The 12,717-nt window shown below is 67.1% G+C and carries 11 protein-coding genes and 1 pseudogene; 5 read left to right on the top strand and 7 right to left on the bottom strand.

All coding sequences use genetic code 11. From position 1 onward, the window contains the following. Window positions 1-84: 84 nt before the first annotated feature. A complete protein-coding gene (locus tag XaplCFBP3123_RS15080) occupies window positions 85-519 on the bottom strand; it encodes a DUF2946 family protein (protein WP_102596952.1) in 435 nt (144 codons plus the stop codon). 291 nt (window positions 520-810) lie between these two features. Here XaplCFBP3123_RS15080 and XaplCFBP3123_RS15075 point away from each other — a divergent pair, with 291 nt between their 5' ends. Then, the gene (locus XaplCFBP3123_RS15075) at window positions 811-2,007 is read left to right on the top strand and encodes a GAF domain-containing sensor histidine kinase (RefSeq protein ID WP_102596758.1); all 1,197 of its coding nucleotides are present in this window, start codon (window positions 811-813) and stop codon (window positions 2,005-2,007) included. 547 nt (window positions 2,008-2,554) lie between these two features. Here XaplCFBP3123_RS15075 and XaplCFBP3123_RS15070 read toward each other — a convergent pair. Next, the gene (locus XaplCFBP3123_RS15070) at window positions 2,555-2,836 is read right to left on the bottom strand and encodes a hypothetical protein (protein ID WP_104534766.1); all 282 of its coding nucleotides are present in this window, start codon (window positions 2,834-2,836) and stop codon (window positions 2,555-2,557) included. Window positions 2,837-3,111: 275 nt separating this feature from the next. Then, window positions 3,112-4,095 carry a LysR family transcriptional regulator gene (locus XaplCFBP3123_RS15065; protein ID WP_104534765.1) on the bottom strand — a complete coding sequence of 328 codons (984 nt, stop codon included), beginning with the start codon at window positions 4,093-4,095 and terminating at the stop codon, window positions 3,112-3,114. 163 nt (window positions 4,096-4,258) lie between these two features. Here XaplCFBP3123_RS15065 and cobA point away from each other — a divergent pair, with 163 nt between their 5' ends. From cobA to XaplCFBP3123_RS15045, 4 genes and pseudogenes are all read left to right on the top strand, one after another. Continuing rightward, window positions 4,259-5,464 (top strand): uroporphyrinogen-III C-methyltransferase, encoded by a 1,206-nt coding sequence (gene cobA, locus XaplCFBP3123_RS15060; RefSeq protein ID WP_104534820.1) that lies wholly within the window; start codon window positions 4,259-4,261, stop codon window positions 5,462-5,464. A gap of 16 nt (window positions 5,465-5,480) precedes the next feature. Then, window positions 5,481-6,440: a cysteine synthase A gene (gene cysK, locus XaplCFBP3123_RS15055; protein WP_104534764.1), complete on the top strand. Its 960-nt coding sequence runs from the start codon at window positions 5,481-5,483 to the stop codon at window positions 6,438-6,440. A 150-nt stretch (window positions 6,441-6,590) separates the two neighbouring features. Then, window positions 6,591-6,800 (top strand): annotated as a pseudogene (locus tag XaplCFBP3123_RS15050) (methyltransferase family protein); the annotation flags it as partial. Window positions 6,801-6,998: 198 nt separating this feature from the next. Then, window positions 6,999-7,538, top strand: a complete 540-nt coding sequence (locus XaplCFBP3123_RS15045; protein ID WP_024938170.1) for an O-acetyl-ADP-ribose deacetylase — start codon at window positions 6,999-7,001, stop codon at window positions 7,536-7,538. Window positions 7,539-7,699: 161 nt separating this feature from the next. Here XaplCFBP3123_RS15045 and XaplCFBP3123_RS15040 read toward each other — a convergent pair whose 3' ends face one another. The 4 genes from XaplCFBP3123_RS15040 to XaplCFBP3123_RS15025 form a co-directional block, all read right to left on the bottom strand. Next, entirely contained in the window at window positions 7,700-8,704 is a 1,005-nt protein-coding gene (locus XaplCFBP3123_RS15040) for a class I fructose-bisphosphate aldolase (protein WP_104534763.1), read from the bottom strand. A gap of 301 nt (window positions 8,705-9,005) precedes the next feature. After that, entirely contained in the window at window positions 9,006-10,472 is a 1,467-nt protein-coding gene (pyk, locus tag XaplCFBP3123_RS15035; protein ID WP_104534762.1) for a pyruvate kinase, read from the bottom strand. A 344-nt stretch (window positions 10,473-10,816) separates the two neighbouring features. Then, window positions 10,817-11,464, bottom strand: coding sequence for an HAD family hydrolase (locus XaplCFBP3123_RS15030; protein WP_104534761.1), 648 nt, complete (start codon window positions 11,462-11,464; stop codon window positions 10,817-10,819). Next, window positions 11,461-12,636 carry a phosphoglycerate kinase gene (locus XaplCFBP3123_RS15025; protein ID WP_104534760.1) on the bottom strand — a complete coding sequence of 392 codons (1,176 nt, stop codon included), beginning with the start codon at window positions 12,634-12,636 and terminating at the stop codon, window positions 11,461-11,463. Before XaplCFBP3123_RS15025 ends, XaplCFBP3123_RS15030 begins: the two co-directional genes overlap by 4 nt. Window positions 12,637-12,717 lie beyond the last annotated feature (81 nt).

Genomic DNA, 12,717 nt, shown 5'->3' with positions numbered 1-12,717 from the left:
GTCCACGCAGCTGCATGCAGGCGTGCCAGAAGATCGGGCACGCAATCGCTACACCGCAACGGACGCCCGCAATGGGGCCAAGACTCACGCGTGCAGCGGTGGCCCACGTGCCCCGAGTGCGGCCCATCGCACCATCGATGCTGCGCGTGCCTGCCAGTGCACCGGCGCTGGCGCCTGCCGCAGTTGCAGCAGGCACAACACCAACAGCGCCAGCCACGGCAGCAGGCGCGCGGCCAGCACGCAGTAATCGCAGGCTTCGCCGTGCGCACCGGCGTGTTCGCCGGTATACGGCTTGGCTGGCGATGCAGCGGCGTCGTGCTGATGCGCGGCCGTCTGCGCCGGCATGGCCTGGTGGCCCGCATGCAGCGAACCGCCCGCGTCCCGCGCCGGCCCGCTCATGCACATCGGCTCGACCGACGGCGCCTGGCTCCAACGGCTGATCAGCGGCGCCACCAGCATCAGCATCACCGCCAGACAGGCAAGCAGGTACAGGCAATGCTGGCGAGAGAGAAAACGCATTGCGCGAGTGTAAGCCGCCACATGCCGCGGGGCGATGGTGGCGGCCGGTGCGCGACCGCATGTCGCACCCGCCAGCATCGGTCGCCTTGCCACCGGAATGGCCACTGGCGGGAGCTGCCGACCCGATCCCGAACCTCGCCGACGCGCAGTTGCAGGCGCAGTCATGAAGAGTCGACGCACCGCCGTTGTCGAGGTCGGCAATCACAGTTCCGGCAGTGGACGTGACAGCGCACACATGGCAGCCCCTTGCATGCCCTATGCTTATACGTCACCCCTCCTCCCTGCGCGCGCATGAGCACCGTCCTGTCCGATCCAGCGGCCGAGCCCCTTCCTTGCGCTGCCAAGCCACCGAGCGAAGCGTTGCGCCTTCAGGCGCTGCGCAGTTACAGCATTCTCGATACGCCGCGCGAGGCCGCCTTCGAGGACATCACCAGGCTGGCCTCGATCATCTGCCAGACCCCGATCGCGCTGATCAGCCTGGTGGATGCCGACCGTCAGTGGTTCAAGAGCGAGCTCGGCATGGGCGAGCGCGAAACGCCGCTGTTCAAGTCGATGTGCGCGCATGCGCTGCTCGATAGCGACGTGCTGGTGGTCCCGGACACGCGCGAGGATGTGCGCTTCGCGCGCAATCCGCTGGTGACCGGCGAGGCGCCGCTGCATTTCTATGCCGGCGCCGTACTCAAGACCAGCGAAGGCCTCCCGCTGGGCACCGTCTGCGTGCTCGACCGCCAGCCGCGCCAGCTCAGCACCGAGCAGGTCGATGCGCTGCGCGCACTCGCGCGCCAGACCATGGCGCAGCTGGAACTGCGCCGCGCGCTGCAGGTGGCCGAAGAATCCGACCGCTACCGCAGTCGCTTGATGGCAATCGCCGGGCACGACCTGAAGACCCCTCTGCGCACCGCCGCCTACGCCATCGACAAGATGCGCCGGCATGCCAATGTCGATTCCATCCCGACCCTGGTCACCGCGCGCGATGCGATCAATCTGGTGGCGCGCAACCTCGACGAGCTGGCCACCCTGGCGGCCGCCAGCGAGACCGTTACGCCGGATCTGCAGCCGCTGGCGCTGGAAGATGTGCTGCATGCGGTGCTCGGCGTGTGGCGGCAACCGGCGATCGACAAGTGCCTGGCCTTGCGCCATGTGCCCACCTCGCTACGCGTGCGCAGCCATCCCACGCTGCTGACCACCTTGCTCGGCAATCTGATCGGCAATGCGGTCAAGTACACCGAACGCGGGCGCGTGCTGGTCGGCGTCCGGCGTCGCCCCGGCCATGCGGTGGTGGAAATCATCGACAGCGGCATCGGCCTGAACCTGGACAACCCCGACCAGGTGTTCCAGGCCTTCCGCCAGGCCGACCCGCGCAGCGACGGGCTGGGCATCGGTCTGTGGATCGTGCACCGCACCGCCGAGACCCTGGGTTGCGAAGTGGATGTGCGCCCACGCCCGAGCGGCGGCACTTGCTTTGCGGTACGCATCCCGCTGGCCTGACAACGGCGCTCGGCAGCGCCGCGCCAGACCGCCGCCCCCGCGCAGCAGAGTGCGCTGGCTTGCCAGCGCTGCGCAGACCGGCACCTCCCGCCCGGCCGATACCGCAAAAAAGGCGGACCCGGGCTCCCGGCCCGGATCCGCCGCCAAGCACGCCAGTTCTCCCCCAGGGGCCCGGGTACGCCAGTCGCCCCATTGCGCAGCCTCGCACAGTGCCGATGCGACAGCGCCAGCAACCGCTTGACGACACCGACAAACAGACCGGCCATGCGATGTACCGCATCGACGGGCCAGCGCCGCCCACCCCTAGACGTCCGACAGTGCCGCGTCATGGTTGCTATAAGCATTTGCGACAGCGCAGCGCCCAACTTGATGCGGCCAGACCACACCGCCGCTGCCACTCTGACACCTGTAAGCAGAATCACTGACAGCGCGCAGTCCGGTCAGTGCGAACGCTTAGGCAGGCGATTGATGACACGATGGTTTTTCGCGCCAAGCGGGCGCTGCGGCGCAGCATTCTGATGCGCTGTCGCGGATCATCATGACCGCCTCAACCCTCGGAATCGGCCGCATCCTGGCGTGCGAACCAGTCGGCCGAATGCACCTCTTCTGCCGCCACCTCCAACAGCTGGCGCAGCACCGCCAGCGGAATCTGCACCTGGGTGCCGCTCACTTGCACTGCCACCCATAACGATTCGTCCTGGGAATCGGCCAGCACCGTCAGGACTGCGTGCTCACGTCCCTCGACACTGGCCGACAATTGCAACGACATGCCGCCGTCCTGATCGGGCGACCACAGTCTGCTCAGTGGCGGACGCAGTGGTTCGGTCATCGGTTGCAGTGCCTCACAGTGGCGAACGGGGACCGCGCGTGCAGTCAACAGAATCGGGACACCCGCGCAGATCGCAGTGTACGAACAGTCGCCATCGATTCCGAACACTGACCGCCGGCATGACGCAGTTGCACAGCTGCTACGTGGACGTACTTGCGGCGTGTCCCATGCCGGTACGCCTGCAAGCGCCCCTCAGTGACCGACGCACTCTTACAAACACCGCAGACGTCGTGAGCAAGTGTGGTCGATGCGCGCTGCAGTGTTCGACAGCCAGCTCAGCTGGTAATGGTCTGGGTCAGCGATTCCCAGGTCGGCGGCAGCGGCCAGGCCGGGGCCTGGTTGCCGTCCAGCACGCGGCGCAGGTCGCGCTTGTCGATCTGCGGCGCCAGCACGTGCACCAGATCCAACGCGTAGTCGCGCAGCACGCGGTCGCGCGGCAGCACCGCCCAGGCGATGCACTCGGCGATCGGCGCCGGTGCCGGCCAGGCGCGCAGGTCCTCGTCGCTGGCGCTGACCGCCATCTCCGCCACCAGCCCGACGCCCAGCCCGGCACGCACATAGGTCTTGATCAGGTCCGCATCCAGCGCGGTCAACGCGATGCTCGGCTCCAGCCCGACCTGGGCGAACGCGCGCTGCAGCGACGAGCCCGGCCGCGTGGAGGATTCGTAGCTGATCAACGGGTGCTGCGACAAGGCCTGCATGTCCGGCGCGGTGCGCGCCTGATCCAGCGGATGGCCGCGCGGCACGATCACCAGCCGACGCCAGCGATACAGCGGCACCGCGATGCCGGCGCTCGGTTCGCCGCCGGCGGTGCTGACCACCGCGATATCCGCATCGCCCTGGCTGAGCAGATCCAGCGCCGCGCTTTCGGCGGCCTGCTGCAGATGCACGCTCACCTGCGGATAGGCGTGCTTGATCTGCGCCACCGCCGGCGGCAGCACGAAGCGTGCCTGGGTGTGGGTGGTGGTCAGGGTCAGCTGGCCCTGACTCTCGCGGCGCTGGTTGGCCGCGTAGGTGCGGATGTTGTTGGCTTCCGACAGCACCGAGCGCGCGCGCTCGATCACTTCCACGCCGGCCGGCGTCACCGCATCCAGGCTGCGCCCCTTGCGCACGAACAACAGAAAACCCAGTTCGTCCTCCAGCTGCTTGAGCTGCTTGGACAGACCGGGCTGGGTCGCATGCACGCGCGCGGCAGCGAGCGTGATGTTGAGCTCGGCATCGGCGATGGCGACCAGATAGCGGAGTTGGGTCAGCGTCATGGGCTTACATCCAAAAAAGCGCGAGGCGCCACGAAGGACTCGACTGTAGAGGAGTTCTGCAGGCCAGCTTATAACCGAACGCTATTTTCAGGGTGTATGAAGTCATTTCCGACGGCTATATGCCGGCGTTACGGTCTTGCCCTCCCTTCTCGATGCGCTGGCCGTGCCCTCTGTGTTCCCGCTTCTCGCCGACCTGCGTGGCCGTGCCGTCCTGGTGATCGGCGGCGGCGCCGAGGCCGAGCGCGCCACCGCCGCACTGCTGCAAGCCGGCGCACTGCCATTAGTGGGCGCGCCGGAGCTCAGCCCGCAACTGCACGGCTGGGCGCAGGCCGGGCGACTGCATTGGCTGGTGGGACGGTTCGAGCCGGCATGGCTGGACCTGCCCGATCAACCGGTCTGGCTCACCATCGCCGCCAGCACCGCGCCCGACCTCAACGATGCCTTGCGTGCCGCAGCCAGCGCACGCCGCCTGCTCACCCACGACGCCACGCCCGCCGTTTCGACAGCAACACCTGCACGGTCCCCGGCGCCCCGCACCGCGGTCGGCCGGCTCTCCGCCGGCAGCGTGACCCTGGTCGGTGCCGGCCCCGGCGACCCCGGCCTGCTCACCCGGCATGCCTTGCGCGCGCTGCGCCAGGCCGATGTGCTGCTCTACGATCGCCTGGTCAGCCCGCAGATCCTGCAACTGGCCCGGCGCGACGCGCTGCGTGTGGAAGTCGGCAAGGCCGCCCAGGGCCACAGCACGCGCCAGGAACAGATCCACGCACTGATGCGCGAGCATGCGCGCGCCGGTCGCCGCGTAGTGCGGCTGAAAGGCGGCGACCCGTTCGTGTTCGGCCGCGGCGGCGAAGAGCTGGAATTCCTGCGCGCGCACGGCATCGGCTTCCAGGTCATTCCCGGCATCACCGCCGCGATCGCCTGCGCCGCCTACGCCGGCATTCCGCTCACCCATCGCGACCACGCGCAATCGCTGCGGCTGATCACCGCGCACTGCAAGGATTCGCTGGACACACTGGATTGGCAGGCGCTCGGCCAGGAACGCCAGACCCTGGCCTTCTACATGGGCGTGGCCGGTCTGGAGGGCATCCAGCAGCGCCTGCTGCAGGCCGGCCGCGCGCCCACCACGCCGTTCGCGCTGGTGGAAAACGGCTCGCGCCCGCAGCAACGCGTGATCACCGGCACGCTCGCCAGCCTGGCCGCAACCGCGCAGCAGCACGCCGTGCGCGCCCCGGCCCTGCTGATCCTGGGCGAGGTCGCCGGGCTGGCCGCCAGCCTGCACTGGTTCGGCGCAGCGCCGTTGACCGCGCAGCCGCCCCCACACTCACCCATCGCAACGCCCGACGCGCCCACACTCGCCCACGCAGCCTGATTCCGACGGAGACCCCATGGCCCTGTACGACAACATCCTCGACACCATCGGCCGCACCCCGGTGGTCAAGCTCCATCGCCTCGCGCCCGCGCACGTGACCCTGTACGTCAAGGTCGAGTCGTTCAATCCGGGCGGCTCGGTCAAGGACCGCCTGGCGCTGGCGATCATCCTCGATGCCGAAGCCAAGGGCCTGCTCAAGCCCGGCGACACCATTGTCGAAGCCACCTCCGGAAACACCGGCGTGGCGCTGGCGATGGTGGCCGCCGCGCGCGGCTACAAGTTCGTCGCCACCATGGTGGAAACCTTCTCCATCGAGCGCCGCAAGCTGATGCGCGCCTATGGCGCCAAGGTGATCCTGACCCCGGCGGCCGAGCGCGGCAGCGGCATGGTGCGCAAGGCCAGGGAGCTGGCCGAGCAGCATGGCTGGTTCCTGGCCAGCCAATTCGCCAACCCGGCCAATCCGGCCTACCACCGCAATACCACTGCGGCCGAAATCCTGCGCGATTTCGCCGGCCACCGGCTGGACCATTTCGTCACCGGCTGGGGCACCGGCGGCACGCTCACCGGCGTGGGCGAAGTGCTGCGCGTGGCCCGCCCGGAAGTGCGCATCACCGCTACCGAACCGGCCGGCGCTGCGCTGTTGCAAGGCCAGGACTGGAAGCCGCACAAGATCCAGGGCTGGACCCCGGACTTCGTGCCGGAAGTGCTCAACCGTGAGGTCGCCCACGAAGTGCTGAGCGTGGAAGACACCGACGCGATCAGCGTGGCGCGCCGCCTGGCCGCCGAAGAGGGCATCTTCACCGGTATCTCCGGCGGCGCCACTGTCGCGACCGCCTTGCGCGTGGCCGAAAGCGCGGCGCCCGGCGCGGTGGTGCTGGCGATGCTGCCCGATACCGGCGAGCGCTATTTCTCCACGCCGCTGTTTGCCGACATCAACGAAGGCTCCGACGACGATTGGCTGGCCGGTCTGCCCTGACCGATCACATGGTTGGTTCTGCACGCACAGGCCGCGCCCATAGCGCGGCCTGTTTGCTGGTGGTCGGTCCAGCCATCGCGCTGGCCTTCTTCGGCGTGGAATCGCGTGGTGCCATAGAGACGTCCGGATCACTGCGCATTCGTAGGTGCGCGTATGTCGCGCAGCCCGGTGTACCTGGCACTGGTGATCAGCCATGTCGGCCTGTGCCTGCAGCTCGGCCTGCCATGGGCGGTCGTGTTGCTGCCGCTGCCATGGCTGGCCCTGCAGCGGTATGTGATTCCGTTCGAAGAAGCGCGTCTGCACAACCAATTCGGCTGCCACTACAGCGCCTACTGCGCGTACGTGCGGCGCTGGTTGTAAGTCCGTGATCGTCGGAATACAGCTGATCGGCGATTGAGCCGATCGATCGCATCGGCGTGTTTGCGCGCTTGCCGTATCGCGACCGCCACAGCCATTCCCGGCAATCGCAGCAGGTGAGATGAATGGGCGATAGCGCGTCCAATCCGCAACGCATACCCCATCACGCGTTCCTCATGCAAATCCCATAATTATCGCGCCATGAAGATCGAAGTCTGGCAAGGCGACATCACCGAACTCGACGTTGACGTCATCGTCAACGCCGCCAACGAATCATTGCTGGGCGGTGGCGGCGTGGATGGCGCCATCCACCGCGCTGCCGGCCCGCGCCTGCTGCAGGCCTGCGAGGCATTGCCGCAGGTGCGTCCGGGCGTGCGTTGCCCCACCGGCGAAATCCGCATCACCGACGGTTTCGATCTCAAGGCGCGGCATGTCTTTCATACCGTCGGCCCGGTCTGGCGCGACGGCAAGCACAACGAGCCGGAACAACTGGCCAACTGCTACTGGCAGTCGTTGAAACTGGCCGAGCAGATGATGCTGCATTCGATCGCGTTCCCGGCGATCAGCTGCGGCATCTATGGCTATCCGCTGTACCAGGCCGCGCGCATCGCCGTGACCGAAACCCGCGACTGGCAGCGCTCGCACAAGGTGCCCAAGCACATCGTGCTGGTGGCCTATAACGAGGCAACGTTCAAGGCCTACCAGCAGGCCCTGGCTGCGCAGGAAACCGCTGCCGCCTGACACCTGCGATGCAGGGGTTGGCAATGAGGAGCGCCGCGAGGCGCTCGCTGCGTTTGGGCAGTTGTGCAGGCGCCGCGCGATCCACGCAAACAAAAACGCCGGCATCGCTGCCGGCGTTCTTTGCTACGTTCGATCCGGCCGCAAAGCGTCCGGCACGGCGATCAACCCTTCCACTTGCCCAGCGCGGCCAGGCCGTTTTCCTTGGCGCGCTCATAGATGATCTGCTGCGCCTTGGCGACGTTGCCGGTCATGTCCTTGGCCCACAACTTGAGTGCGGCCTGCTGCATCGCACGGCCGTAGGAAAAACTCAGCGGCCACGGCAGGTTGCCGAGCTGGTGCATCTCGTTGAGGTGGGCGGTGGACTGCTCGTCGGTCTGCCCGCCGGACAGGAACACGATGCCCGGCAGGATCGCCGGCACGGTCGACTTCAGGCACATCACGGTGGACTCGGCCACCTCCTCGACGCCGGCCTGCTCTTCGCAGCCCTTGCCGGAGATGACCATCGAGGCCTTCAGGATGGTGCCTTCGAGTACGACATTCTGCTCATACAGCGCACCGAACAGCGAACGCAGCGTGGCTTCGGTGACTTCGTAGCAGGTTTCGATGTCGTGGTTGCCGTCCATGATCACTTCCGGCTCGACCATCGGCACCAGGCCCTGCTCCTGACACAGCGCAGCGTAACGCGCCAGCGCATGCGAGTTGGCCTCGATGCAGGTGCCTGACGGGATGTCTTCGCCGATGTTGATGACCGCACGCCACTTGGCGAACCGCGCACCCAGCGTGTAGTACTCCTCCAGACGCGCGCGCAGACCGTCCAGACCTTCGGTGACCAGCTCGCCCGGCATGCCGGCCAGCGGCTGCGCGCCCTTGTCGACCTTGATGCCCGGGATGATGCCGTGGGCGGTCATGTACTCGGCGAACGGCACGCCGTCCTTGGTCTTCTGACGGATGGTCTCGTCGAACAGGATCGCGCCGGAGATGTAGTCGCTCAGCTTGGGCGTGGTCAGCAGCAGTTCGCGATAGGCGCGACGGTTTTCTTCGATGTTCTCGATGCCGACGCTGGCAAAACGCTTGGCGATCGTGCTGGTCGATTCGTCGATGGCGATGATGCCCTTGCCCGGGGCGACCATGGCCTGGGCGGTTTCGGCAAGCTGTTCGATGCTCATGTAGTTCCTGTGGCAGCTGCGGGGGAGAACGAAAGTATAGCGACGAAAGTCGCAGACATTCCTTCACGGAATGTCTGCAACCGATTACACGTGTCCTGCATGACAGATATGTGGCGCGGCTCGCAGCATGATGCGCGTGCTTCGCGCTGCGAGCGCCTGCAGGCGCGTACCGCAATGCAGACCATGTCGCGCACAGCACAACGGCGACCCGCAGGCCGCCGCTGTGTTTATATTTATACGCAACGATGTGGATGCAGCGCGTGCGTCGACCGACAAAGCACGCGCTGCGCGGTCCCCGGCGTTACAGCTCGCCCAGGCCGCTGGCGCGGCCGTCTTCGCCCACTTCCAGCAGACGCAGCGTGTTGGTGGCGCCATGGGTTTCCATGTGCTCGCCGCTGGTGAACACCACGCGGTCGCCAGGTCCCATGCGCTCGTTCTCCACCAGCAGACGGATCGCCGCACGTGCGGCTTCGCGGGGGGTCAGGCCGCGGCTGTCGAAGCTGATCGGGAACACGCCCCGCATCATCGCCATGTGGCGGCGCGCGCCATCGTGACGGGTGAAGGCGTAGATCGGCATGTTGGAACGGAAGCGCGACAGGTAACGCGGCGTGCCGCCGGATTCGGTCAATGCAACGACGCCGGCCAGACCGATGTGCTCGGACAGGAACATGGTCGCCATCGCGATCGCCTGGTCGGCGCGTTGCAGATTACGTTGCGCCGCTTCGAAGTCGGTGTCGAACTCGAACTGGCGCTCGGCACCCAGACAGATGCGCGCCATCGCTTCCACCGCACGCACCGGGTAGGCGCCGGCCGCGGTTTCGGCCGAGAGCATCACCGCGTCGGTGCCGTCGATGACCGCGTTGGCCACGTCGAGCACTTCGGCGCGGGTCGGGATCGGGCTTTCCACCATCGACTGCAGCATCTGCGTGGCGGTGATCACCACTTTGTTCTGCGCCAGCGATTCGCGGATGATCTTCTTCTGCAGGCCGGGCAATTCGGCATCGCCGATTTCCACGCCCAGATCGCCGCGCGCCACCATCACCACGTCGGAGGCTTCGACGATCTCGACCAGGTTCTCGATCGCTTCGGTGCGCTCGATCTTGGACACCAGCGCGGCATCGCAGCCGTGCTGACGGGCGATACGGCGCGCGTCATTCATGTCTTCGGCGTTGCGACAGAACGACACCGCGATGAAGTCCACACCGATCTTGGCGACGATGCCGATCAGTTCCTTGTCGCGCTCGGTCAGCGCACCCAGCGACAGGCCGCCGCCCTGCTTGTTCAGGCCCTTGCGATCGGACAGCACGCCATCGTTGAGCACGGTGGTGACGATGCGCTGCCCCTGCACCTCGGTGACCTGCAGCTGCACCAGACCATCGTCCAGCAGCAGCACGTCGCCAGCGGCCACGTCCTGCGGCAGGCCGAGGTAGCTGACGCCGACCTGATGCTGGTCGCCGGCCGGCGCATTGGGGTCGGCCAACAAGTCGAAACGCTCGCCGGTGGTCAGCTTGATCTTGCCTTCGGCAAAGCGTTCGACGCGGATCTTCGGGCCCGGCAGGTCGGCCAGGATGCCGACTTCGGCACCGACACGCACGGCCGCGGCGCGCACTTCGGCAGCGCGCTTGGCCTGGCCGGACGGGTCGCCATGGCTGAAGTTGAGGCGCACCACGTTGACGCCCGCCTTGAACAAGGCGTCCAGCACACCGGGCGGATCCGTCGCCGGTCCGAGCGTGGCGAGGATCTTGGTGCGGCGTTGACGTTCTTTCATGATGGCCTCCCTGTAAAAGCCGCGAAACTTAACACACGCGTCACCTACCGAGGATGGCATTGCGGCATAGCCACCCTCGCATTCCGGCATGTCCTGTAGACAGTGCGGGACAGTACGTACGCTTTCCGCAGCGCGCTGGGCGCGCGGCGGGTTGTTGCTGTGGGCTGCCACCCTAACGCGGCAGCGGTGAAGGTCCCACGGGTCGCAACGGCAACTGGAACGCGTCGAGCGGCCGTCGCAGCGCGGATGCTGCAAGACCCTCGCAGCGTGCACGTGCTGCTCCCCGCTGGCGAGCGCCGGCCGCGCTCGTCTGACGATGCGCGCAACTGCTTTGTTCGTAACGCCTACGGCTCGATCAAGGCGCGCAACCCGGCAGGCGTGTGCGCGATCGCGCCGGCACCTGCGGCACGCAACTCGGCTTCATCGCCGAACCCCCACAACACGCCGATGCTATGGATGCCGTGGTGGTTGGCGCCATCGATATCCATCCGACGGTCGCCGATCATCACGCAGCCGGTCTTGGCGATGTCCAGGCGCCGCAATGCTTCGGCGATCAGGTCCGGTTTGAAGCGGCGCTCGCCGTCTTCGCTGGCCCCGATCACGTTCTCGAAGCACGCACCGAACGGCAGATGCTCGACGATGCGGCGCGCGTAGCGCTCGTTCTTGGAGGTCACCACCGCCAGGCGATGGCCGGCGCGCTGCAGGTCGATGACGACCTCACCGATACCGTCGAATACGCTCAGTTCGGTCCAGCCCACCGCGTCGTACCGCCCGCGATACGCCGCCAGTGCGCGCTGCACCAGCGCCGGATCGTCGGGAAAACAGTCGGTGAAGCTGTCGCGCAGCGGCGGGCCGATCCACGCACGCAGGGTTTGCGGCGACGGACGCGGCTGGCCCACCGCGTCGAAGGCATGCACGATGCTGGCGACGATGCCCGGCTCCGAATCGACCAGGGTGCCGTCCAGATCGAAGAACAGCGTGGCTGCACTCACTTGCCGCGCGCCTCGAGCGCCGCCACCGCCGGCAAGGTCTTGCCTTCCAGGAACTCCAGGAACGCGCCGCCGCCGGTGGAGATGTAGGTGACGTCCTTGGCGATGTCGTACTTGTCCACGGCGGCCAGGGTGTCGCCGCCACCGGCGATCGAGAATGCCTGGGAGCTGGCGATCGCACGCGCCAGGGTTTCGGTGCCGTGACTGAAGGGCTCGAACTCGAACACGCCGACCGGCCCGTTCCACACCACGGTGCCGGCGCTGGCGATCAGCTCGGCATAGCGCGCGGCGGTCTGCGGGCCGATGTCCAGAATCAGATCGTCGGCCTCCACGGCGTCGAGCGACTTCACCGTCGCCTCGGCATCGGGCAGGAACTGCTTGGCGACGACCACATCGGTCGGCAACGGAATCTCCGCGCCGCGCACTTTCGCATCGGCGACGATCTGGTTGGCGGTGGGGATCAGATCCGGCTCGCTCAGGGACTTGCCGACGTCATGCCCGGCCGCGGCGATGAAGGTGTTGGCGATGCCGCCGCCGACGATCAGCTGGTCGACCTTGTTGACCAGGTTGGACAGCAGCTCCAGCTTGGTGGACACCTTGCTGCCGGCCACGATCGCCAGCAGCGGCTTGGCCGGGTTGTCCAGCGCCTTGGCCAGCGCATCGAGTTCGGCCATCAACAGCGGACCACCGGCAGCCACCGGCGCGAAGCGGATCACGCCATGGGTGGAGGCCTGCGCGCGATGCGCGGTGCCGAAGGCGTCCATGACGAACACATCGCACAGCGCGGCGTACTTGCGCGCCAGGGTCTCGTCGTCCTTGCCCTCGCCGACGTTCATGCGGCAGTTTTCCAGCAGTACCACCTGGCCCGGCGCCACCTCCACGCCATCGACCCAGTCGCGCACCAGCGGCACGTCGACGCCCAGCAGCGCGGTCAGGCGCGCGGCCACCGGCGCCAGCGAATCTTCTTCGGTCCAGCTGCCTTCCTTGGGGCGGCCCAGGTGCGAGGTGACCATCACCGCGGCGCCCTTTTCCAGCGCCAGTTGGATGGTGGGCACCGAGGCGGTGATGCGCTGCTCGGAGGTGATCTGGCCGTTGTCGATCGGCACGTTGAGATCCTGGCGGATCAGCACGCGCTTGCCGGAGAGATCGAGGTCGGTCATGCGGACGATGGACATGGGGTCAGCTCGCTAGGTCTGGGGATTGGGGATTGGGGAATCGGGATTGGGGAATCGAAAAGGCGGCTGGTGCACGTGGCG

The organism is Xanthomonas arboricola pv. populi (genome assembly GCF_002939945.1).
Lineage (GTDB): Bacteria > Pseudomonadota > Gammaproteobacteria > Xanthomonadales > Xanthomonadaceae > Xanthomonas > Xanthomonas arboricola_A.
This window is presented reverse-complemented; position numbering and strand designations above follow the sequence as displayed.